This window comes from Bradyrhizobium sp., assembly GCF_049512235.1.
In the GTDB taxonomy this organism is placed as follows: Bacteria; Pseudomonadota; Alphaproteobacteria; order Rhizobiales; family Xanthobacteraceae; genus Bradyrhizobium.
On record NZ_JBEKXH010000060.1, the window covers coordinates 1 to 21,286 of the forward strand.

Below are 21,286 nucleotides of genomic sequence, written 5' to 3' on the forward strand. Positions count from 1 at the left end.
GAGCAGGAGCTGGGAAGCCAGGCGAAATATGCAGGGAAATCAGCGCTGAAGGCGCTGCGCTAGAATACCATTGCTTCATGGCATCATAAGATAAAATACAGCGGGAGAGCACGATGAGTATCGACGTCAAGAGCGGGCTGCAACTTCGCTCGTTGATCAAGAGCAGCGGCGAGCTCGAGCTCTCGCTTACGAATGTTCCGATCCCCGAGCCGGCTGAAAATGAAGTCGTGGTCCGCGTCGAGGCGGCGCCGATCAATCCGTCGGATCTGGGGTTGCTGGTTGGCGCCGCGGATATGACCACGGCCAGGGCCTCCGGAACCAGGGATATGCCGGTTGTTACGGCTACGGTACCGCAGGCGTCGATGAAGGCGATGGCGGGCCGGCTTGATGAATCCATGCCGGTCGGCAACGAGGGTGCCGGGGTGGTGATCAAGACTGGATCGTCGGAGGCGGCCAGCGCGCTGATGGACAAGACGGTGGCCATGATCGGAGGGGCCATGTATTCGCAATACCGCTGCCTGAAGGTGAGCGAATGTATGCCGCTGCCGGAGGGCATCACTCCTGCCGAAGGCGCCTCCTGCTTCGTCAATCCGCTGACCTCGCTCGGCATGGTCGAAACCATGCGGCGCGAAGGCCACAAGGCCCTCGTGCACACCGCGGCCGCCTCCAATCTCGGCCAGATGCTCAACAGGATCTGCCTCAAGGACGGCGTCGGCCTCGTCAATATCGTGCGCAGTGCCGAGCAGGCCGAGATCCTGCGCAAGATCGGCGCCAGATATATCGTCGATTCCACCACGCCGACCTTCATGGACGACCTGACCAATGCGCTGACCGAGACCGGCGCGACGCTGGCCTTCGACGCCATCGGCGGCGGCCCGCTGGCCGGGCAGATTCTAACCTCCATGGAGGCCGCCATCAATAAATCCGCAAAGGTTTACAGCCGCTACGGATCGAACGTTCATAAGCAGGTTTATGTTTATGGCGGGCTCGATCCGCGGCCGATCGAACTCGTCAGGTCGTTCGGCATGATGTGGGGCGTGGGCGGCTGGCTCTTGTTCCCGTTCCTGCAAAAGATCGGCGCCGCCGATGGCGAAAGGCTGCGCGCGCGGGTCATCGCCGAGCTGAAGACGACCTTTGCCAGTCATTACACCCAGGTGGTGTCGCTGCAGGAGGCGCTGCAGCTTGCGCATATCGCCGTCTACAACAAGCGCGCCACCGGCGAAAAATACCTGATCAATCCCAACAAGGCGGCGTAAGGTCGGGTCGTCCGCGATCGGGGGCAACCAGCGCGGGTCGATTGCTGAAGAGGTTTTCGACGCCAAAAATCGGGGGAAATTCAATGTCGACGGATCTCAAATATCTCGCTCTCACGGCGTTCCTCACGGCCTCACTTTGGCTTCCCTACGTGGTCGCGCAGGTGACGACCAACGGGCCCCTGACGGCCAGGAACTATCTCGATCCGGCGCCGCGGCCGCTGCCGCTATGGGGTAAACGCGCTGACCGAGCCTATATCAATGCGGTCGAGACGTTCGCGCCTTTTGCCGCGCTGGTGATCGCGGTTCATCTGGCCGGCAAGGCCAATGCGGTGACCGCGTTCTGGGCCATGTCCTACTTCTGGCTGCGGCTGGCCCATGCCGTCGTCTACCTGCTGGGCATTCCCTATGTGAGGACCCTGATCTTCACGCTCGGCTATGTGGCGGTTGTTGGAACCTTCTGGGAACTGATCAAGTAAGGTTGCCGCCGCCGGTTTTTGGTCCGGTGCGATAGCGCGGGGACAACCGGACGACCCGTGGACGAGCCCGGAATGACGGAAACAACTGATGGAGTCAGAAAACTAGCCGGCCAAAATTCCGGCAATCCATGCACTTGCATCTTTCGCCAGTGTGGCTAGGTTGTGCGCGAAGCCGATCCGGCGCATCACACTGAGAAGGACATCCCATGGTCGCTGCCCATACCATTGTCACCATCGTCGGCAGTCTCCGCAAGGAGAGCTTTTCGCTCAAGATCGCCCACGCGCTGGCGGAGCTCGCGCCCGAAGAGTTGCAGCTCGACGTCATGACGCTGCATGACATTTCCTTTTTCAATCAGGATCTTGAAGCGGCACCCCCGGCCGACTGGCTGGCCTTCCGCGACCGGCTGCACAAATCCAGCGGCGTTTTGTTCGTGACCCCCGAATATAACCGGTCGATCCCAGGCGTGCTGAAAAACGCCATCGATGTCGGCTCCAGGCCCTATGGCAAAAGTTCCTTCAATGGCAAGCCGACCGGCATCATCGCCAATTCGCCTGGGCCGCTTGGCGGCGTCAACGCCGCCAAGCACCTGCAGAACATCCTGCCGGGCATCAGCGGCCCGATCATGCAGCAGCCGGAAATCTACCTCGCCGGCGTCGGCGACGCCTTCGACGAGAAGGGCGAACTGATCAAGGAGGCGCTGCAGCAGGTGCTCAAGCAATATATCGATGCCTTTGCGGCCTTCGTCGAAAAGCACAATAAATAGGCGAAAGCAGCCGGCGCCGGCCTTAGGATTCCGTTAACCGGGCTGTCGCATCCTAAAGCCCATGGTTACTCGCTCACGACTCAAATCCCTCCTGACGGGGCTTGCCCTCTATACATTGGCGGCGGCGATGGTCGGCTATTTCGGCGTCAACGCCTATACCGGCAAATATGGCTTGAACGCGCGGCAGGAACTCGACCAGGAGATAACAGCGCTGACCTCGGAGTTGGCGCGGCTGAAGCGGGAACGGGCCGAGGGCGAGCAACGCGTGTCGCTGCTTCGATCCGACCGGGTCGATCCCGACCTGCTCGACGAGCGCGCGCGCTACCAGCTCAACTATGTCAATCCTCATGATCTGTTTCGGACCGCCGGTCCAAACTGATCGTCAAATTTCAAATACCAGAGAATTCGGTTTCGAAAATGTCGCGCCGCATTGCACTGCGGGATAGCCCGTCGCCTCACGCAATCCTTCCACGGCGGTTTGAGTTGGGCTAGAGAGGGCTGTTGGTTCTCTCATCCGGAATTGCCATGGCCGTATCCAAGAAAAATGTCACCAAAGAAGCAGGGCAGGGAAATGGCAGCGGCTCCCCCACCGCCCTGGAATTCACCCGGGAGCAGGAACTGAGCGCGCTGCGCGACATGCTGCTGATCCGGCGGTTCGAGGAAAAGGCCGGCCAACTCTACGGCATGGGCGCGATCGGCGGCTTCTGCCATCTCTATATCGGCCAGGAAGCCATCGTGGTCGGCATGCAGATGGCCTTGAAAATGGGCGACCAGGTCATCACCGGCTACCGTGACCACGGTCACATGCTGGCCTGCGGCATGGACGCCAAGGGCGTGATGGCTGAACTCACCGGACGCCATGGCGGCTATTCCAAGGGCAAGGGCGGCTCCATGCACATGTTCAGCAAGGCGAAGAATTTCTTCGGCGGCCACGGTATTGTGGGCGCCCAGGTGTCGCTCGGCACCGGCCTTGCTTTCGCCAATCGCTATCGCGGTAACGATTTTGTCAGTCTGGCCTATTTCGGCGACGGTGCGTCGAATCAGGGCCAAGTCTACGAAAGCTTCAACATGGCGGAGCTGTGGAAGCTGCCGGTGATCTACATCATCGAGAACAATCGCTACGCCATGGGCACCTCGGTGACGCGGTCCTCCGCACAGACCGATTTCTCCAAGCGCGGCATCTCCTTCAACATTCCGGGCGAGCAGGTCGACGGCATGGATGTCCGCGCCGTCAAGGCCGCGGGCGACAAGGCGGTCGCATGGTGCCGCGCCGGCAGCGGCCCCTTCATCCTGGAAATGCAGACCTACCGCTACCGCGGCCATTCGATGTCGGACCCGGCGAAATACCGCACCCGCGAGGAGGTCGACAAGGTCAGGCACGATCAGGACCCGATCGAGCAGGTTCGCAATCGGCTGCTTTCGGCCAAGATGGGCGAACAGGAATTGAAGGCTATCGATGCCGAGGTGCGCGAGATCGTCAACGCCGCCGCCGACTTCGCGCAGCACGACGGCGAACCCGATGCGTCAGAACTCTATACCGATGTCTATCGCTAAATCGCTGCGCGCGCGTTTTGCGTAAGGCCGGTTCTGGTCTTGGGACCGGATGCGCGCAGCCTGAAGACTGAATTTTTCGGAGTTACCATGCCCATTCAAGTGCTGATGCCCGCGTTGTCGCCGACCATGGAGAAGGGCAACCTTTCGAAATGGCTGAAAAAGGAAGGCGAGGCGATCAAGTCGGGTGATGTGATCGCCGAAATCGAAACCGACAAGGCGACGATGGAAGTCGAAGCCACCGATGAGGGCACGCTCGGCAAGATCCTGATTCCCGAGGGCACCGCCGACGTCGCCGTCAACACCCCGATCGCGACGATCCTGGCCGATGGCGAGAGCGCTTCCGATCTCGACAAGGTTTCCGCGCCGGCGAAGGCTGTCCCATCCCCCGAGACGCCTGCTGCGGGGAAAGTTCTTCAGCCCGAGGAGCGCGCGCCGGCAGCGGTCTCGAAGGGCGAGGCCGTGCCGGCGGCGCCAAAGGCCGCCGCCGATCCTGAGGTGCCCGAGGGCACCGAGATGGTGACGATGACGATCCGCGAGGCGCTGCGCGATGCCATGGCGGAGGAAATGCGGCGCGACGCCGATGTCTTCGTGATCGGCGAGGAGGTCGCGGAATATCAGGGCGCCTACAAGGTCACGCAAGGGTTGCTGCAGGAATTTGGCGCCAGGCGCGTCATCGATACCCCGATCACCGAGCATGGTTTTGCCGGCATCGGCGTCGGCGCCGCGATGGCCGGCCTGAAACCGATCGTCGAGTTCATGACCTTCAACTTCGCCATGCAGGCGATCGACCAGATCATCAATTCCGCGGCCAAGACCCTCTATATGTCGGGCGGACAGATGGGCTGTTCGATCGTGTTCCGCGGACCCAACGGCGCCGCCGCCCGCGTCGCCGCTCAGCACAGCCAGGATTATTCGGCCTGGTACTCGCAAATTCCAGGCCTGAAGGTAATCGCGCCGTTTTCGGCCGCCGACTACAAGGGCCTGCTGAAAGCCGCGATCCGCGATCCCAATCCGGTGATCTTCCTCGAGAATGAAATGTTGTACGGCCATTCCGGCGAAGTCCCCAAACTCGAGGATTACGTGATCCCGATCGGCAAGGCGCGCGTGGTGCGCAGCGGCGGCCACGTCACCCTGATCTCCTGGTCGAACGGCATGTCCTATGCCTTGAAGGCATCGGACGAACTGGCCAAGGAAGGCATCGAGGCCGAGGTGATCGATCTGCGCACGCTGCGCCCGATGGATACCGACACCATCATTGCTTCCGTCAAGAAGACCGGCCGCGCGGTGACGGTGGAAGAGGGCTGGCAGCAGAGCGGCGTCGGCGCCGAGGTCGCCGCCCGCATCATGGAGCACGCGTTCGATTATCTGGACGCGCCGGTAACGCGGGTATCGGGCAAGGACGTGCCGATGCCCTATGCTGCGAACCTCGAAAAACTCGCTTTGCCCTCTGTGGCCGAGGTGGTGGCAGCCGCCAAAGCCGTTTCCTATCGGTGACGCATGGCAGGTCCGAAGGAGCAGCCGCTGCCTCCAGACGTCATGGGTCGTGATGACGCCACCGAGGTCTTGCGCGCGTTCGTGGTCGATGGCGGACTTTCCATCGCGTTCACGCGCGCTTTCGAGGAGCCGGACATCTGGGGCCTGCTGCTGGTCGACCTCGCGCGCCATGCCTCGCGCGCCTATGCGCGCGAGAGCGACTACACCGAGGACGAAGCGCTCAGGCGCATCATCGACATGTTCGAAGCCGAGATCGCGCGGCCAACCGACATCGGCAGCACCGCGCCGCGGTCGCAACGAGGACACTGACTTGTGACCATTGAATCCTATCATTTCGATTTCATGGCCGAAGCCATCCGCGAAGCGGAGTTAAGCATCTCCCAGGGCGGCCTGCCGATCGGCGCGGTGCTGACCCGCGACAGGAAAATCATCGCGCGCGGTCATAACTGCCGGGTGCAGGAGCAGAACGTCATTCTTCACGGCGAAATGTCATGCTTGCGCAGTGCCGGGGTGATCCCGTTTCATGACACCGTCATGTACACCACGCTGTCGCCCTGTTCGATGTGCGCGGGCGCGATCGGACTTTTCAAATTGTCGCTGCTGGTGATCGGCGAGTCCGTCACCTTTCCCGGCAGCAAGGACATCCTCACTCAATTCGGCATCCCCTTTATCGATCTGGCGGACCAGCGGTCGATCGAGATGATGCAGTCGTGGCGATCGGTTGCCGCCAATGAGCGCCTCTGGCAGGGCGATATCGGCAATTGAACCGGACGTTCGTTATCTCATCGGGTGCCGGTGACACCCAAACGGTTTTCGGTTGGCTTCCGAGAGGGTTGGAAGACAACGCGCAAGAATATCCTGTGAGGTCAGTATGCCGATCAACATTCTGATGCCCGCGCTGTCGCCGACGATGGAGAAGGGCAACCTGGCGAAGTGGCTCAAGAAAGAAGGCGACAAGGTCAAGTCCGGCGACGTGATCGCGGAGATCGAGACCGACAAGGCGACCATGGAGGTCGAGGCGGTCGATGAGGGTACTCTGGCGAAGATCCTGGTGCCGGAGGGCACCCAGGATGTCGCCGTCAACGAGGTGATTGCGGTGCTGGCCGGCGACGGCGAGGATGTGAAGTCGGCCGGGGCGGGGGCTAAAAGCGCGCCGCCGAAACCTGCTCCGGCTGCCGAGGCGCCCGCCGCTGCGAAGCCTGTGCCTGCACCGGCTCCTGCGCAGCCAAAGGCTGCACCGGCTGCCGCGACTGCCGCACCCCAGGCCGCGGCGCCCGCGCCGCAAAGCAACGGTCACGCCCGCATCTTCTCCTCGCCGCTGGCCCGACGGCTCGCCAAGGAAGCCGGCATCGAGCTTGGGCGCATCAACGGCTCCGGCCCGCATGGCCGCGTCATCGCCAGGGATGTCGAAGAGGCAAAATCCGGCAAGGGATTGAAAGCTCCGGCGGCAGCGCCCGCCGCCGGCGCGCCCGCGCTTGCCCCGTCGATGTCGGACAAGCAGGTTCTGGCGCTGTTCGAACCGGGCAGCTATGAGATCGTGCCGCATGACGGCATGCGCCGCACGATTGCCCAGAGGCTGACGGCGTCGGTGCAGACGGTTCCGCATTTCTATCTGACGATGGACTGCGACATCGGCAAGCTCCTGGCGGCGCGTGAGGAGATCAACGCTGCGGCGCCGAAGGACAAGGACAAGAAGCCGGCCTACAAGCTCTCGGTCAATGATTTCGTCATCAAGGCGATGGCGATCGCGCTGCAGCGGATTCCCAACACCAATGTCAGCTGGACCGAGGCCGGCATGCTCAAGCACAAGCATTCCGATATCGGCGTCGCGGTAGCGATGCCCGGCGGCCTGATCACGCCGATCATCCGCAAGGCCGAGACCAAATCGCTATCGACGATCTCGGCCGAGATGAAGGATTTTGCCGCGCGCGCGCGGGCGCGAAAACTCAAGCCCGAGGAATATCAGGGCGGCACCACCGCGGTGTCCAATCTCGGCATGTACGGCATCAAGGATTTTACCGCCGTGATCAACCCGCCGCATGCGACGATTTTGGCCGTCGGCACCAGCGAAGAGCGCGCCGTGGTGCGGGGTGGCAAGATCGAGATCGCGCCCATCATGAGCGTGACCTTGTCCTGCGACCACCGCGCCGTCGACGGCGCGCTCGGCGCCGAGCTGATCGGCGCGTTCAAGATGCTGATCGAAAATCCGGTCATGATGATGGTGTGATGATGGCCGACACCTCCTTCGACGTCATCATCATCGGCTCCGGTCCTGGCGGCTATGTCACCGCGATCCGCGCGGCTCAGCTCGGCTTCAAGACCGCGATCATTGAAAAGTCCTATCTCGGCGGCATCTGCCTGAACTGGGGCTGCATCCCGACCAAGGCGCTGCTGCGCTCGGCCGAGATTTTTCATTACATGCAGCACGCCAAAGACTATGGCCTCTCGGCCGACAATGTCGCCTATGATCCGAAAGCCGTGGTGCAGCGCTCGCGCGGCGTCTCCAAGCGGCTCAACGACGGCGTCGGCTTCCTGATGAAGAAGAACAAGGTCGCGGTGATCTGGGGCAAGGCAGCGATCGACGCGCCCGGCAAGATCACGGTGACGAAATCGGACGTCGAGGGACCGAAGGGCGCGCTGGGCGAGGGCGCCTACCAGGCCAAGCACATCATTCTTGCCACCGGCGCGCGGCCGCGGGTGCTTCCGGGGCTGGAGCCCGACCAGAAGCTGGTCTGGACTTACTTCGAGGCCATGGTGCCGGAAAAAATGCCGAAGTCGCTGTTGGTGGTCGGCTCCGGCGCCATCGGCATCGAGTTCGCCTCGTTCTTCCACACCATGGGCTCTGACGTCACCGTGGTCGAGGTGCTGCCGCAGATTCTTCCCGTCGAGGATGCCGAGATCGCTGGGCTCGCGCGCAAGCGGTTCGAGAAACAAGGCATCAAGATCCTCACCAATACCAAAGTGACAAAACTCGAGAAGAAGGGCGACAGCGTGGTCGCCACCATCGACGACGGCAAGACGCCGCAAACAGTCGAGTTCGAGCGGGTGATTTCGGCGGTCGGCGTGGTCGGCAATATCGAGAATCTCGGGCTTGAAAAGCTCGGCGTCAAGACCGAGCGCGGCTGCGTCGTGATCGATGGCTACGGCAAGACCAATATTCCCGGCATCTATGCCATCGGCGACGTCGCCGGGCCGCCGATGCTGGCGCACAAGGCCGAGCATGAAGGCGTGGTCTGCATCGAGGCCATCAAGGGCCTGCATCCCCACGCCATGGACAAGAACCTGATTCCGGGCTGCACCTATTGCAACCCGCAAGTAGCCTCGGTCGGTCTCACCGAAGCGAAGGCCAAAGAAGGCGGCCGTGAAATTCGCGTCGGCCGTTTTCCGTTTGTCGGCAACGGCAAAGCGATTGCTTTGGGTGAGGACCAGGGATTGATAAAAGTGGTCTTCGACAAGAAGACCGGCCAGTTGCTCGGCGCGCACATGATCGGCGCCGAGGTCACCGAACTGATCCAGGGCTACGTGGTGGCCATGAACCTGGAAACCACGGAAGAAGAGCTGATGCACACCATCTTCCCGCACCCGACGTTGTCGGAGATGATGAAGGAAGCGGTGCTGGACGCCTATGGGCGGGTGCTGAATATCTAGTACCATGGAAACGCTGCGTTACAATGAATTGGATCGAGATCTCGGAGGTCGTCAGAAATTTTGGCCTCGTGGCTGCGGGCGCGGTGGGAATCTACCTGGCATGGAAACGCGTGACGGTATCCAACCGACTGGCGATGGCGTCGTTGCAACATAAGAGATCATGAACGTTCTTCGAGACCGGTTGATGCGGCTATGACCAAGAAGCAACGCGCCAGGGAATACTGGTACAGGCGAGGATCTATAGACGCCGAGGAAGGCGGTGATAGACATGCCCCGCCTCATAGCGGTTTTTTGGATCACCTTTTCAGCGGTGATCAATCGGATACTGAGAGCAGAAACGCATATCGTGAAGGATTTGCAAGCGGACGCGCGCAGCGGAAGTTCGACGTGCAAGGCGCCTATCTGCGCCGCACCGACCTTAGTCTTGCCAATTTGGAAGGCGCGAATCTGAGTAATGCTGACTTTTCGAACGCAAACTTACGTGGCGCAAATTTCAAAGACACAAATCTGACCGGAACTGTTCTAAAGGGTGCGGACTTGACGGATGCCAGAAATCTGACGCCGTCCCAGTTGAGGACGGCCGTCCTCGACGAAACGACGAAGCTCCCTGGGGAATTTTCCTTGGAAGATTTCCTTCGCGACCAAGGCTGACTAATTTCATCAATATTCTGGTTCAGGAACGGCGGAGCATCCGGCACTTTCGGAAATGATGAAGCAAGCGGGTGCTGGATGCCTATGGCCGGGTGCTGAATATCTAAAGAAAGTACGCCTGCCGTGAAAGACAATGACAATCTGACGATCGAACGCCCTACGTTCGTGACCCATCTCGAATGCGCGATGGCAGGCGACCGTTATCCCGCCGACCAGATCCATAACCTGTCGAAGGCCGGCAAACCGCTGCTGGTGCGCTACGACCTTGCCGGCGTGAAGCAGGCTTTGACAAAAGAGGCGTTGGCGCAGCGGCCGGCCGATCTCTGGCGCTACCGCGAAATGCTGCCGGTGCGCAAAGTCGCCGATATCGTCAGTCTTGGCGAAGTCATGACACCGTTGATCCGGCTGCCGAAACTGTCGGCCAAGATCGGCGGCGGCGAAATCATCGTCAAGGACGAGGGCCGCCTGCCCACCGGCTCGTTCAAGGCGCGCGGGCTGGTCATGGCGGTGTCGATGGGCAAGGCGCTCGGCATCAGCCATATGGCGATGCCGACCAACGGCAATGCCGGTGCGGCGCTTTCGGCCTACGCCACCCGTTGCGGCATCAAGAGCACGATCTTCTGCCCCGCCGATACGCCCGAGGTCAATGTCAGCGAGATCGAGCTGCAGGGCGGGACGGTCTATCGCGTGAATGGATTGATCGACGATTGCGGCAAGATCGTCGGCGAGGGAAAGACAAAAGCCGGCTGGTTCGATACCTCGACGCTGAAGGAGCCCTATCGGATCGAGGGCAAGAAGACGATGGGGCTGGAGCTGGCCGAACAGCTCGGCTGGGACGTGCCGGATGTCATCTTCTATCCGACCGGGGGCGGCACCGGCCTGATCGGCATGTGGAAGGCGTTCGCCGAACTCGAGACAATCGGCTTCATCGGCTCCAAGCGGCCGCGGATGGTGGCCGTGCAGGCGGCGGGCTGCGCGCCGATGGTGCGCGCGTTCGAGAACGGCACCGAGCACGCGCCGCGCTGGGAGGACGCCCATACCATCGCCGCCGGCATTCGGGTGCCGCAGGCGGTCGGGGATTTTCTGATTTTGCGCGCGGTGCGGGAGAGCAAAGGGTTTGCCATCGCAGTGACGGACGAGAAAATCTCCGCCGCGCTGAACGAAGTGGCGCGTGAAGAAGGTTTTTTACTCTGTCCCGAAGGCGCGGCAACCTATGCCGCCTACAAGCAGAGTCTCGTCGACGGCCAGGTGACAAGACAGGATCGCGTGATGCTGTTCAATTGCGCCAGCGGACTAAAATACCCGCTGCCGCCGGTCACCCGCACGCTCGATCGCCACGCGCCGATCGACTACGCGAAGCTCTAATCCGTCGTTTCAACGACACTGGCTTGGTCGGGAGGGTGCGATGCGAACTGCCGTTCTGGTTGCGTTGCTGGGGCTTTTGCTGTCCTGCGGCGGCGCGCGGGCCGATAATTACCCGTCCCATCCCATCACCATCATCGTGCCATTTGCCGCCGGCGGGCCAACGGATGCGATGGCGCGGATTCTTGCCGAGCGGATGCAGAACAAGCTTGGTCAAACCATCCTGATCGAGAATGTGACCGGTGCCGCCGGCTCGCTCGGCGTCGGGCGGGTGGTGCGCGCGCCGCCCGATGGCTACACCGTCGGCATCGGCCATCTCGGCACCCACGTCGCCAATGGCGCGATCTACCGGCTCGGCTACGACCTCGTGACCGATCTGGAGCCGGTGGTGCTGTTGCCCAGCAATCCAATGATCATCGTCAGCAAGAACGCAGTCCCGGCAAAAACGCTGAAGGAATTGATCGCATGGCTCAAGGCGCGCCCGGCCCCGGCCACCGCTGGCACCGCCGGCGCCGGTTCGGGAAGTCATATCGCCGGGCTCTATTTCGAGAACATCACCGGGGTCCCGCTGCAATTCGTACCCTACCGCGGCACGGCGCCGGCGATGAATGATCTGGTCGCCGGCCAGATCGATGTCATGATCGACCAGACCTCCAATTCCATCGCTCAGGTACGCGCCGGCACCATCCGGGCCTATGCCGTGACCGACGAGAAGCGTGTCGCTTCGGCATCGGACATTCCAACCACCGACGAGGCGGGCCTATCAGGGTTTCACATGACGCTGTGGTCCGGCCTGTGGGTGCCCAGCGGTACGCCGAAGGACGTCGTCACCAGGCTCAACGGCGCCGCCGTGGATACCTTGAATGATCCGGCTGTCCGCATGAAACTGGAAAACCTGGGGTTGCAGATGACACCTGCGGATCGGCTGTCGCCGGAAGCGCTGGGCGCCTGGCAACAGGCCGAGATCGCAAAATGGTGGCCGATGATCAGGGCGGCCCACGTCCAGGTTGAATAGACTGCCGGATGTTCGCGCTATGGTTAACCAATGGTGCTGCCGCGCCACGATTGTTGCGCGACCGCAACACTCAGCCAAAGATTAACCGTCAATCCGCCCGGTGGTCGTGCGCGCCGCTTTTTGGCCACACGCCTCCCCGAGATTGCTTCAACGTTAGGCTGAAAGCCACGGCGCTGGCGGCGAAGGAAAATCCATCAATTTTCCGGGTCCAACAAGAGTTGGCTAGGGAAGCAGCATTCCCGATGGACCCCAATAATGGACGCCAAGACCGACCTTAAGAAAAGACTGCCGAGCCGCCACGTGACGGAGGGCCCTGAAAGGGCGCCCCATCGCTCGTATCTTTACGCCATGGGGCTCACTACCGGCCAGATCCATCAGCCCTTTGTCGGCGTGGCGTCGTGCTGGAACGAGGCCGCGCCCTGCAACATCGCCCTGATGCGTCAGGCCCAGGCGGTCAAGAAGGGGGTCGCCTCCGCCGGTGGAACCCCGCGGGAATTCTGCACCATTACCGTGACCGACGGCATCGCAATGGGCCATGACGGCATGCGCTCTTCGCTACCTTCGCGCGAGTGCATCGCCGATTCCGTAGAATTGACGATGCGGGGCCATGCCTACGACGCGCTGGTCGGTCTCGCCGGCTGCGACAAATCGCTGCCGGGGATGATGATGGCGATGGTCCGGCTCAACGTGCCCTCGATCTTCATCTATGGCGGTTCGATCCTTCCCGGCAATTTCCGAGGCCAACAGGTCACAGTGCAGGACATGTTCGAGGCGGTCGGCAGGCACTCGGTGGGCGAGATGTCCGATGCCGATCTCGACGAAATCGAGCGGGTGGCTTGCCCGTCAGCCGGCGCGTGCGGTGCACAGTTCACCGCCAACACGATGGCGACGGTATCCGAGGCAATTGGCCTCGCGCTGCCCTATTCCGCGGGAGCGCCGGCGCCTTACGAAATCCGCGACGCGTTATGCATGACCGCCGGCGAGAAAGTGATGGAGCTGATCGCGGCCAATATCCGTCCGCGCGACATCGTCACCCGAAGGGCGCTGGAGAACGCCGCGGCGGTGGTAGCTGCATCCGGCGGATCCACCAATGCCGCCTTGCATCTACCTGCGATTGCACACGAATGCGGCATCAAATTCGATCTGTTTGACGTCGCGGAAATCTTCAAAAAGACACCCTATGTCGCAGATTTGAAACCGGGCGGCCGTTATGTTGCCAAAGACATGTTCGAGGTTGGCGGCATACCGCTTCTGATGAAAACGCTGCTCGATAATGGCCATTTGCATGGCGACTGCCTGACAGTCACCGGCCGGACGATCGCCGAAAACCTCAAAGGCGTGAAATGGAATCCGCACCAGGATGTGGTGCGGTCCGCCGACAACCCGATCACCGTCACAGGCGGCGTGGTCGGGCTGAAGGGCAATCTCGCGCCCGAGGGCGCGATCGTTAAGGTTGCGGGCATGTCGAACTTGAAATTTACCGGTCCGGCCCGCTGCTTCGATCGCGAAGAGGACGCCTTTGAGGCGGTCCAGAAAAAGACCTACCGAGAGGGTGAGGTCATCGTGATCCGCTATGAGGGGCCCCGCGGTGGCCCCGGCATGCGCGAAATGCTCTCCACCACGGCGGCGCTCACCGGGCAGGGCATGGGCGGCAAGATCGCGCTGATCACTGACGGCCGGTTTTCCGGCGCGACCCGGGGCTTCTGCATCGGCCATGTCGGACCCGAAGCGGCCGTCGGCGGCCCGATCGCGCTGTTGCGCGATGGCGACATCATCGAAATAGACGCGGTTGGCGGCACACTTAACGTAAAGTTGAGCGACGCCGAGCTGGCCGAACGCAAGTCCAAATGGAAACCGCGCGCGACCAATCATACATCGGGTGCGCTGTGGAAATATGCCCAGCAGGTTGGTCCTGCGGTGGATGGCGCAGTAACCCACCCCGGCGGGGCACATGAGAAACAGTGTTATGCGGATATCTGAGCGTATCTTTTTGGCGCTGGTCTTAGCGGCGGCGGCGCCGGCATTCGCCTTCGATGGCGCGCCGGCCACATCGGACGCGGCTATCCCGGTGATCTCGGGCCAGCCCGGGGCATCGGTCGCGCTGAAGAAGGCCATTTCGCCGTCGCCGACGGACAGCTCGCTGACGGCCCTGCAATATGCCGCCGAGGACGGTCATCCCATAGCGCAATGGAAATTGGGGCGAATGTACGCCAATGGCGATGGCGTCGCCCAGGACGATCTTCGCGCTTTCGAGTATTTCAGCCGTATTGCCAATGCCCATGCGGAAGACAGCCCGGCGGCGCCGCAGTCGGCGATCGTCGCCAACGCCTTTGTGGCGCTGGGGCGTTATTATCTGAATGGCATTCCCAACTCCAAGATCAAGTCCGATCCGGAGCGGGCGAGGGAGATGTTCTCCTACGCCGCCTCGTATTTCGGCAATGCCGATGCGCAATATGATCTGGCCCGGCTCTATCTCAAGGGCGCCGGCAACTCGCCGGATGATTTCCGCTATGGCGCGCGCTGGCTCGGCCTTGCCGCCCAGAAGGGGCAGCATCAGGCGCAGGCCCTGCTTGGTCAGATGCTGTTCAACGGCGACCAGCTGCCGCGCCAAGCCGCCCGCGGGCTGATGTGGCTGACGCTGGCGCGCGACAGCGCCACGCCGGACGAGAGCTGGATCAAGGAAAGCTACAACAAGGCGATCGCCAAGGCCTCCGACGATGACCGCGCCATGGCCTTGCAGATGCTCGAGCACTGGGTGCAAGGCCGCAGGGACTGAGGCGCCGAAATCATTACGCCGTCTCCAGATCGAGGTCCGCCCACACCGGGACATGATCGGAAGGCTTTTCCCAGCCGCGCACATAGCTGTCGATGCCGACATCGATCAGCCGGTCGCTGGCTTGTGGCGACAGCAGCAGATGATCGATGCGCAATCCCTGGTTTTTCTGCCAGGCGCCGGCCTGATAATCCCAGAAGGTGTACTGGCCTGGCGCATCGCTGACGGCGCGCAGCGCGTCGGTGAGGCCGAGCCCTAGCAGCGCCTGAAAGCTTTCGCGGGTTTTCGGCCGGAACAGCGCATCGTTGACCCAGGCTGCGGGATTGTGGACGTCGGGGGCTGCCGGGATGACGTTGAAGTCGCCTGCAAGCACGAGCGGCTCTTCCGCCTTCAAACGTTGCTTCGAATACTCAAGAAGCCGCGACATCCATTTGAGTTTATATTGGTATTTGTCGGTTTCCGGGGGATTGCCATTGGGCAAATAAAGGCAGGCAATTCTGAGCACGCCGCGCTTCAAGGTGACCGCGGCTTCGAGAAAGCGGGCATGGACGTCCTCGTCGTCGCCGGCCAGCCGCGGCCGGGTTTCGTCGAATGGCAGCTTCGACAACAGCGCGACGCCATTGAAGGTCTTCTGGCCGTGGGTGACGACGTTGTAACCGAGCGCCTCGATCGCCTCGCGGGGGAACGCCTCATCGACGCATTTGATTTCCTGCAGGCAGACAATATCGGGCGCGCAATCCCCAAGCCAGCTCACGAGATGCTCGACCCGCTGCCGGATCGAATTGACGTTCCAGGTGGCGATGCGCATTGAGATCGATGTTCCTGAGCTCAGCGCGGGCTGTTGCGGCGCATGAATTGGAGATTAGCCCGAATATGGGCGGCAAGATCGAGGTCAGCTCAAGGCCGGGTGAGGGCGCCACATTCCGCTTCGGCCGGTCAGATGGAAAAACTGGTGCCGCAGCCACAGGATGCGGTGGCGTTCGGATTGACCACGCGGAACGAAGCGCCGATCAGGTCGTCGACGAAATCGACCTCGGAGCCCGCGAGATAAGGTACCGAGGCGGGATCGACCAGCACCACCGCATTGTCGCGCGCGATCACGAGGTCGTCTTCGGCCTGCGCGCGCTCGATGTCGAACTTGTATTGAAAGCCCGAGCAGCCGCCACCCTCGACGCTGATGCGCAACATCGCGCCGTCGCCTTCTTTGCCAAGGATTTCCCCGATGCGGCGGACCGCCCGCTCGCTGATGGTCACGGCTGTGGTCATAAGGGGTCTCCGGTTGCAGATGTTGGCCAAATCATTTGGTATCCGGCACCGGGCATAGTTAAGTGCACCGGGCCGGAGAATCAAACCTTCAAGGGATTATAATTCCGTGTCGGTCGGAATGGCGGCTCCCCGTTCGGTCTATGCCTGCGACCCCGAGCGCAGCCGCGGACGGCTGTTCAGCGAGCTACCGAGCAAGACCCGTAGCCCGTTCCGGCGAGATTGCGACCGGGTGATTCATTCCAGTGCCTTCCGCCGCCTGAAGCACAAAACCCAGGTCTTCGTGTTTCACGAAGGCGATCATTACCGCACCCGGCTCACCCATTCGCTGGAAGTGGCGCAGATCGCCCGCGCGCTGTCCCGGCAACTCGGTCTGGACGAGGATCTCACGGAAACGCTGGCGCTGGCGCATGATCTCGGCCATCCGCCGTTCGGCCACGCCGGCGAGCGGGCGCTCGATGCCTGTCTCAAAGCCCATGGCGGGTTCGACCACAACGCCCAGACCCTGCGGGTGGTGACATCGCTGGAGCATCGCTACCCCGAATTCGACGGGCTCAATCTGACCTGGGAAGCGCTGGAGGGCATCGTCAAGCACAACGGCCCGCTGATCGAACCGGGCGGCGGCGCGGCCGGTGCGTATCGCGACCGCGGCATACCGGCCGGGATAACGGAGTTCGACCTCCGCTATGGTCTGGAACTATCGAGCTTTGCCTCGCTGGAAGCCCAGGTCGCAGCGATCGCCGACGACATTGCCTATGACGCCCACGACATCGACGACGGCCTGCGGGCCGGTCTGTTCAGGGTTGACGATCTCAAGATCATGCCGCTGACCGCCCGGATGATCGAAACAATCGCCAAACGCTATCCGGATCTCGATGACGACAGGCGCGGCGCTGAACTCGTGCGTGAGCTGATCTCGTATCTGATCGGAGCGGTGGTTTTGGAAGCCCGCCTTCGTCTGCAGGCCGCCCGGCCAACATCCGTCGACGGTGTCCGCAACCACGGCGCGGCACTGATCGGGTTTCCGGCGGACGTGGCGCAAGCCGAGACCGACATCAAGGCCTTCCTGAAGCTGAGGATGTACCGGCATACGCGGGTGATGCGGGTCATGGGCGAGGCCGAACAGATCGTGCGCGACCTGTTCGCGCACTACCAGAAAGCGCCAGTCGATCTGCCCGCTGAATGGTTGCCGCCCGACCGCGGGCAGGCCGAGAGCGAAACCACGCGGGCGCGGCGAATCGGCAACTTCATCGCCGGAATGACCGACCGGTTCGCGCTAACCGAACATCAGCGGCTTTTTGACTCGACCCCGGATTTGCGTTAGGCCGCGCCAGCCGCGCAAAGACCTTCAAAGCCAAAAATGCCAACAAAATCAGACCATATCTACCTAACAATGGGGCGCAGCGTTGCCGCAGCGAACAGCGCTCTCATTCAGCTTGGGGTTTTGCCCGGCAACATCGACTTTTCGCGCGTCGTCGTCGAACCGACCAAAGACGCAACCCATGGCGATATGGCTACTAATTCGGCAATGGTCCTGGCTAAGCAGGCAAATGTCAATCCGCGAGAACTGGCCGGGAAGTTAGCGGAGCAACTGCTTAAGGACGACCAAATCGAGAAGGCGGAGGTCGCCGGACCCGGTTTTGTGAATTTGACGCTGAGAGCGTCCGCTTGGACCGATCAGCTCCGCAAGCTCTTGCACGCTGGAACAGATTTCGGTCGCAGCCAAATCGGCGCGGCAGCGAAGGTCGATGTCGAATACGTTTCCGCCAACCCCACCGGCCCGATGCATGTCGGTCATTGTCGCGGCGCGGTGTTCGGCGATGCGCTGTGCAGTTTGCTTCGATTCGCGGGCTACGATGTCACCCGCGAATACTACATCAACGATGCCGGCGCCCAGGTCGACGTGCTGGCGCGCTCGGCATTCTTGCGATATCGCGAGGCGCTCGGCGAGGATATCGGCGCCATGCCGGAAGGGCTTTATCCCGGCGACTATCTGAAGCCGGTGGGGCAGGCGCTGGTCGCCGAATATGGCGCCGGCCTCAAACAGCTCAGGGAATCCCGATGGTTGCCGATCGTTCGCGACAAGGCCATCGAAATGATGATGGACCAGATCAAGCAGGATCTGGCTGCGCTCGGCATCAAACACGATGTGTTTTTTTCCGAGCGGTCGCTGATCGAGGGCGGCAACAACCGCGTCAGCGAAACCATCGACTATCTGCGCGCCAAGGGCGACGTCTATGAAGGCCGGCTGCAGCCGCCGAAGGGTAAAGCGGTCGAGGACTATGAGGATCGCGAGCAGACCTTGTTCCGCGCCACCGCCTTTGGTGACGATGTCGACCGGCCGCTGATCAAGTCCGACGGTTCCTATACTTATTTTGCCTCCGATATCGCCAACCATAAAAACAAGTTCGATCGCGGCTTCACCAACCTGATCGACGTCTTCGGCGCCGATCACGGCGGCTACGTCAAACGCATGCAGGCCGCGGTGAAGGCGGTGACGTCAGGCCGGGCCGCGCTGGATGTGAAAATCGTGCAGCTGGTACGATTGCTGCGCCAAGGCGAGCCGGTGAAGATGTCGAAACGCTCCGGCGATTTCGTCACGCTGCGTGAGGTGGTCGACGAGGTCGGTTCGGACGCGGTGCGGTTCATGATGCTGTTCCGCAAGAACGACGCGGTGCTGGATTTCGACCTCGCCAAGGTGATCGAACAGTCCAAGGACAACGCGGTGTTCTATGTGCAGTACGGCCACGCCCGTGGTCACTCGGTATTCCGTAACGCCCGCGAGGTGGTTCCGGACCTGCCGGAGCAGGCGGACGCTCGCGCGACGTTCCTGGCGGACGCCCGGCTGGAAAAGCTGACCGACCCGGCCGAACTGGACTTGCTGCGGCGGCTGGCGCTCTACCCCCGGACGATCGAAGCGGCGGCGGTGGCCCATGAGCCGCACCGTATCGCCTTTTACCTTTATGATCTTGCCAGCGAATTTCACGCTTTGTGGAACAGGGGGCACGATTTGCCCTATTTACGCTTCATTATCAATAATGATGCGAGTATCACGAAGGCGCGTCTGGCTTTGATTCAGGGCGTCGTCTCGGTTCTGGCTTCCGGGCTCGCCGTTCTCGGTGTTCACGCTCCGGACGAGATGCGGTAAATAGGGCGATTGTCGCTCAAACGGGGTACCTGAAAAGGCACCCGGCAGGGGTCGGTTCGTCCTGTAGCAGCAGGTTGGCTGATTCCGAAGGGGATGACCATCGCGATGGCTGATCGATATCAGGACAGGCCTTTTCCCGCGGACGGCCGCGGCGATTCTTCGCGGGGCGACGACCCGCTTGCCGAGCTCGCCCGGCTGATCGGGCACAGCGATCCGCGCGGCGGCATGGGCCGCGCCAACCAGCCGAAGCCGGGTCCCGCCGGCGCGCCTCTGCGCGATGAATTTCAGCAAGCAGCGGCAGGTGGCGATGGTGCTCCCGCGGCTGGCCCGCTGCCATGGATGCAGCGCGCCAACCGGCAGGAAGTTCCCCCGGAAGATCTGCCGACTACCCCGCATCCGCTGCAGCGTCACGCGCTCCCGCAGGCCGCCCCCGAGCAGGATTTTCGCCCGGCGCCGCCGCCATTTACAGGACCGCCGGCGCCAGAGCCAGAGCCTGATCCCTCGCGTTACGACGACGCGCTGTTTGGCCGGCTCGGCGGTGAAGCGCAGGATGCCGATCTCGATCAGGCCTATTCGGACGACGGCTATGCCTATCAGGAGGGCTATGATGACGATACCGACGAGCTCCCGAGGCGTCGCGGCGGCCTCCTAGTCACCGCTGCCGCCGTTCTGGCATTGGCGGTGGTGGGGACGGGCGGAGCGTTCGCCTATCGGACCTTTTTTGGGTCCTCGCGCAGCGGCGAGCCGCCGATCATCAGGGCCGACGCTGGCCCGACCAAGATCATGCCGGCGAACGCCGACGGGTTGGCCAAGGTGCCTGACCGCATGTCGGTGGGCGATGGCACCGAAAAGATCGTTCCGCGGGAGGAATCTCCTGTTGACGTCGATGCCCAGTCGGGTCCGCGGGTGGTGCTTCCGGGCGTGAACCAGAATGGCGGCCTGCCGCCTGTGTCGAGTGCAGTTCAGTCCAGCGCACCTCCTCCGGGCGGCGCAGGCCCCGCTGCAACAGCGGCGAGCGGTGCCAATGGTACGCTGTCGAACAATGAGCCGCGGAGGGTCAAGACCCAATTGATTCGGGGCGACCAGCCCGACGGCGCCGCGGTGCCGGTCGGATCGGCAGCGCCCCCGCCAGCCAAACCGGCGGCCGCGCTTCGAAACGCCGCCACCGCGTCGCGAAGTCAGACGGCCGCTGCCAACGCCAACGCCAGTGCGCCTCTGTCGCTGGTGCCGCAGGGATCCGACCCGGCCGCGGAACCGCGTACCCGGGTTGCCGCCACCAGTCCGCCGCAGACCGCTCCCGGTGGCACCGGAGCCAGCAGTGGATACCTGGTTCAGGTTTCCTCGCAACGGAACGAAGCCGACGCCCAAGCCTCTTATCGGGCCTTGCAGGGCAAGTTCCCGGCCGTGTTGGGATCGCGGGCACCCGTCATCAAGCGCGCCGACCTCGGTGACAAGGGCGTCTACTACCGGGCCATGGTGGGCCCGTTCGATACGCCCGATGAAGCGACGCAGCTTTGCGCGAGCCTGAAGACGGCCGGCGGGCAGTGCGTCGTCCAAAGGAATTAGCGAGCAGTTTCCTTGACCGCCAGGCTGCTCGCGGGCTATTCGGCCCCATGCAGAGTCGGGCCTTCATCACAGGCGTGTCCGGACCGGAACTGAGCCCCGCTGAGCGTGCGTTTGTCCGTGAGGAACGGCCGTGGGGCTTCATTCTCTTCAAGCGGAATATTGATACACCATCCCAAGTATCTGCTCTGGTTCGAGAGTTACAAGGTGCGGTTGATCGCCCCGATGCGCCGGTACTGATCGATCAGGAAGGGGGCCGGGTGCAGCGATTGGGGCCGCCGCACTGGCCGGTCTACCCCGCAGGAGCCCTGTTTGGCGT

General features: G+C 62.3%; 20 protein-coding genes and 1 pseudogene. 19 read left to right on the forward strand and 2 right to left on the reverse strand.

The annotated features are described in order from the left end of the window. Positions 1-113 precede the first annotated feature (113 nt). The 15 genes from ABSG20_RS08225 to ABSG20_RS08295 all read left to right on the forward strand — a co-directional run bounded on the left by ABSG20_RS08225 (position 114) and on the right by ABSG20_RS08295 (position 14,996). Complete coding sequence (locus ABSG20_RS08225) at positions 114-1,256, forward strand: zinc-binding dehydrogenase (protein ID WP_423864000.1); 1,143 nt, start codon at positions 114-116, stop codon at positions 1,254-1,256. An 83-nt stretch (positions 1,257-1,339) separates the two neighbouring features. Further along, positions 1,340-1,732 (forward strand): MAPEG family protein, encoded by a 393-nt coding sequence (locus tag ABSG20_RS08230; RefSeq protein ID WP_423864001.1) that lies wholly within the window; start codon positions 1,340-1,342, stop codon positions 1,730-1,732. A gap of 206 nt (positions 1,733-1,938) precedes the next feature. Further along, entirely contained in the window at positions 1,939-2,496 is a 558-nt protein-coding gene (locus ABSG20_RS08235) for an NADPH-dependent FMN reductase (protein WP_423864002.1), read from the forward strand. A gap of 61 nt (positions 2,497-2,557) precedes the next feature. Further along, complete coding sequence (locus ABSG20_RS08240; protein ID WP_423864003.1) at positions 2,558-2,875, forward strand: FtsB family cell division protein; 318 nt, start codon at positions 2,558-2,560, stop codon at positions 2,873-2,875. Positions 2,876-3,021: 146 nt separating this feature from the next. Beyond that, positions 3,022-4,050, forward strand: coding sequence for a pyruvate dehydrogenase (acetyl-transferring) E1 component subunit alpha (gene pdhA / locus ABSG20_RS08245; protein WP_423864004.1), 1,029 nt, complete (start codon positions 3,022-3,024; stop codon positions 4,048-4,050). Positions 4,051-4,137: 87 nt separating this feature from the next. Beyond that, positions 4,138-5,544 carry a pyruvate dehydrogenase complex E1 component subunit beta gene (locus ABSG20_RS08250; RefSeq protein WP_423864005.1) on the forward strand — a complete coding sequence of 469 codons (1,407 nt, stop codon included), beginning with the start codon at positions 4,138-4,140 and terminating at the stop codon, positions 5,542-5,544. A 3-nt stretch (positions 5,545-5,547) separates the two neighbouring features. Then, positions 5,548-5,853 carry a DUF5076 domain-containing protein gene (locus tag ABSG20_RS08255; protein ID WP_423864006.1) on the forward strand — a complete coding sequence of 102 codons (306 nt, stop codon included), beginning with the start codon at positions 5,548-5,550 and terminating at the stop codon, positions 5,851-5,853. Between the two features lie 3 nt (positions 5,854-5,856). Beyond that, positions 5,857-6,309, forward strand: coding sequence for a nucleoside deaminase (locus ABSG20_RS08260; RefSeq protein ID WP_423864007.1), 453 nt, complete (start codon positions 5,857-5,859; stop codon positions 6,307-6,309). Positions 6,310-6,415: 106 nt separating this feature from the next. Beyond that, the gene (locus ABSG20_RS08265) at positions 6,416-7,771 is read left to right on the forward strand and encodes a pyruvate dehydrogenase complex dihydrolipoamide acetyltransferase (RefSeq protein WP_423864008.1); all 1,356 of its coding nucleotides are present in this window, start codon (positions 6,416-6,418) and stop codon (positions 7,769-7,771) included. A 2-nt stretch (positions 7,772-7,773) separates the two neighbouring features. After that, complete coding sequence (gene lpdA, locus ABSG20_RS08270) at positions 7,774-9,192, forward strand: dihydrolipoyl dehydrogenase (RefSeq protein WP_423864009.1); 1,419 nt, start codon at positions 7,774-7,776, stop codon at positions 9,190-9,192. A gap of 192 nt (positions 9,193-9,384) precedes the next feature. Continuing rightward, positions 9,385-9,843, forward strand: a complete 459-nt coding sequence (locus ABSG20_RS08275) for a pentapeptide repeat-containing protein (RefSeq protein ID WP_423864010.1) — start codon at positions 9,385-9,387, stop codon at positions 9,841-9,843. Between the two features lie 123 nt (positions 9,844-9,966). Continuing rightward, the gene (locus ABSG20_RS08280) at positions 9,967-11,208 is read left to right on the forward strand and encodes a threonine synthase (RefSeq protein WP_423864011.1); all 1,242 of its coding nucleotides are present in this window, start codon (positions 9,967-9,969) and stop codon (positions 11,206-11,208) included. A gap of 40 nt (positions 11,209-11,248) precedes the next feature. Further along, a complete protein-coding gene (locus ABSG20_RS08285; protein ID WP_423864012.1) occupies positions 11,249-12,220 on the forward strand; it encodes a tripartite tricarboxylate transporter substrate-binding protein in 972 nt (323 codons plus the stop codon). A 255-nt stretch (positions 12,221-12,475) separates the two neighbouring features. Then, positions 12,476-14,200: a dihydroxy-acid dehydratase gene (gene ilvD / locus ABSG20_RS08290; protein ID WP_423864013.1), complete on the forward strand. Its 1,725-nt coding sequence runs from the start codon at positions 12,476-12,478 to the stop codon at positions 14,198-14,200. Further along, positions 14,187-14,996 carry a tetratricopeptide repeat protein gene (locus ABSG20_RS08295; RefSeq protein WP_423864018.1) on the forward strand — a complete coding sequence of 270 codons (810 nt, stop codon included), beginning with the start codon at positions 14,187-14,189 and terminating at the stop codon, positions 14,994-14,996. The genes ilvD and ABSG20_RS08295 overlap by 14 nt, the downstream gene beginning before the upstream one ends. Positions 14,997-15,009: 13 nt before the next feature. Here the strand turns inward: ABSG20_RS08295 and xth are convergent, their stop codons facing one another. Continuing rightward, a complete protein-coding gene (xth, locus tag ABSG20_RS08300; protein WP_423864014.1) occupies positions 15,010-15,801 on the reverse strand; it encodes an exodeoxyribonuclease III in 792 nt (263 codons plus the stop codon). 128 nt (positions 15,802-15,929) lie between these two features. Next, positions 15,930-16,259 carry an iron-sulfur cluster insertion protein ErpA gene (gene erpA, locus ABSG20_RS08305; RefSeq protein WP_423864015.1) on the reverse strand — a complete coding sequence of 110 codons (330 nt, stop codon included), beginning with the start codon at positions 16,257-16,259 and terminating at the stop codon, positions 15,930-15,932. 106 nt (positions 16,260-16,365) lie between these two features. Between erpA and ABSG20_RS08310 the strand changes: the two genes are divergently transcribed. The 4 genes and pseudogenes from ABSG20_RS08310 to ABSG20_RS08325 all read left to right on the forward strand — a co-directional run. Next, positions 16,366-17,580 (forward strand): deoxyguanosinetriphosphate triphosphohydrolase, encoded by a 1,215-nt coding sequence (locus ABSG20_RS08310; RefSeq protein WP_423864016.1) that lies wholly within the window; start codon positions 16,366-16,368, stop codon positions 17,578-17,580. A 69-nt stretch (positions 17,581-17,649) separates the two neighbouring features. Continuing rightward, positions 17,650-19,404 carry an arginine--tRNA ligase gene (gene argS, locus ABSG20_RS08315; RefSeq protein ID WP_423864019.1) on the forward strand — a complete coding sequence of 585 codons (1,755 nt, stop codon included), beginning with the start codon at positions 17,650-17,652 and terminating at the stop codon, positions 19,402-19,404. Positions 19,405-19,509: 105 nt separating this feature from the next. Continuing rightward, entirely contained in the window at positions 19,510-20,970 is a 1,461-nt protein-coding gene (locus ABSG20_RS08320; RefSeq protein WP_423864017.1) for an SPOR domain-containing protein, read from the forward strand. Positions 20,971-21,017: 47 nt separating this feature from the next. Further along, positions 21,018-21,286 (forward strand): annotated as a pseudogene (locus ABSG20_RS08325) (beta-hexosaminidase); the annotation flags it as partial.

Bases quoted from the DNA above. Each gene is read 5' to 3' on its own strand.
- pdhA (WP_423864004.1), top strand. From the start codon at position 3,022: ATGGCCGTATCCAAGAAAAATGTCACCAAAGAAGCAGGGCAGGGAAAT.
- ABSG20_RS08295 (WP_423864018.1), top strand. From the start codon at position 14,187: ATGCGGATATCTGAGCGTATCTTTTTGGCGCTGGTCTTAGCGGCGGCG.
- ABSG20_RS08230 (WP_423864001.1), top strand. From the start codon at position 1,340: ATGTCGACGGATCTCAAATATCTCGCTCTCACGGCGTTCCTCACGGCC.
- ABSG20_RS08250 (WP_423864005.1), top strand. From the start codon at position 4,138: ATGCCCATTCAAGTGCTGATGCCCGCGTTGTCGCCGACCATGGAGAAG.
- ABSG20_RS08275 (WP_423864010.1), top strand. From the start codon at position 9,385: ATGACCAAGAAGCAACGCGCCAGGGAATACTGGTACAGGCGAGGATCT.
- ABSG20_RS08285 (WP_423864012.1), top strand. From the start codon at position 11,249: ATGCGAACTGCCGTTCTGGTTGCGTTGCTGGGGCTTTTGCTGTCCTGC.
- ABSG20_RS08235 (WP_423864002.1), top strand. From the start codon at position 1,939: ATGGTCGCTGCCCATACCATTGTCACCATCGTCGGCAGTCTCCGCAAG.
- ABSG20_RS08225 (WP_423864000.1), top strand. From the start codon at position 114: ATGAGTATCGACGTCAAGAGCGGGCTGCAACTTCGCTCGTTGATCAAG.
- argS (WP_423864019.1), top strand. From the start codon at position 17,650: ATGGGGCGCAGCGTTGCCGCAGCGAACAGCGCTCTCATTCAGCTTGGG.
- lpdA (WP_423864009.1), top strand. From the start codon at position 7,774: ATGGCCGACACCTCCTTCGACGTCATCATCATCGGCTCCGGTCCTGGC.
- ABSG20_RS08265 (WP_423864008.1), top strand. From the start codon at position 6,416: ATGCCGATCAACATTCTGATGCCCGCGCTGTCGCCGACGATGGAGAAG.
- xth (WP_423864014.1), bottom strand. From the start codon at position 15,801: ATGCGCATCGCCACCTGGAACGTCAATTCGATCCGGCAGCGGGTCGAG.
- ABSG20_RS08240 (WP_423864003.1), top strand. From the start codon at position 2,558: ATGGTTACTCGCTCACGACTCAAATCCCTCCTGACGGGGCTTGCCCTC.
- erpA (WP_423864015.1), bottom strand. From the start codon at position 16,259: ATGACCACAGCCGTGACCATCAGCGAGCGGGCGGTCCGCCGCATCGGG.
- ABSG20_RS08320 (WP_423864017.1), top strand. From the start codon at position 19,510: ATGGCTGATCGATATCAGGACAGGCCTTTTCCCGCGGACGGCCGCGGC.
- ABSG20_RS08255 (WP_423864006.1), top strand. From the start codon at position 5,548: ATGGCAGGTCCGAAGGAGCAGCCGCTGCCTCCAGACGTCATGGGTCGT.
- ilvD (WP_423864013.1), top strand. From the start codon at position 12,476: ATGGACGCCAAGACCGACCTTAAGAAAAGACTGCCGAGCCGCCACGTG.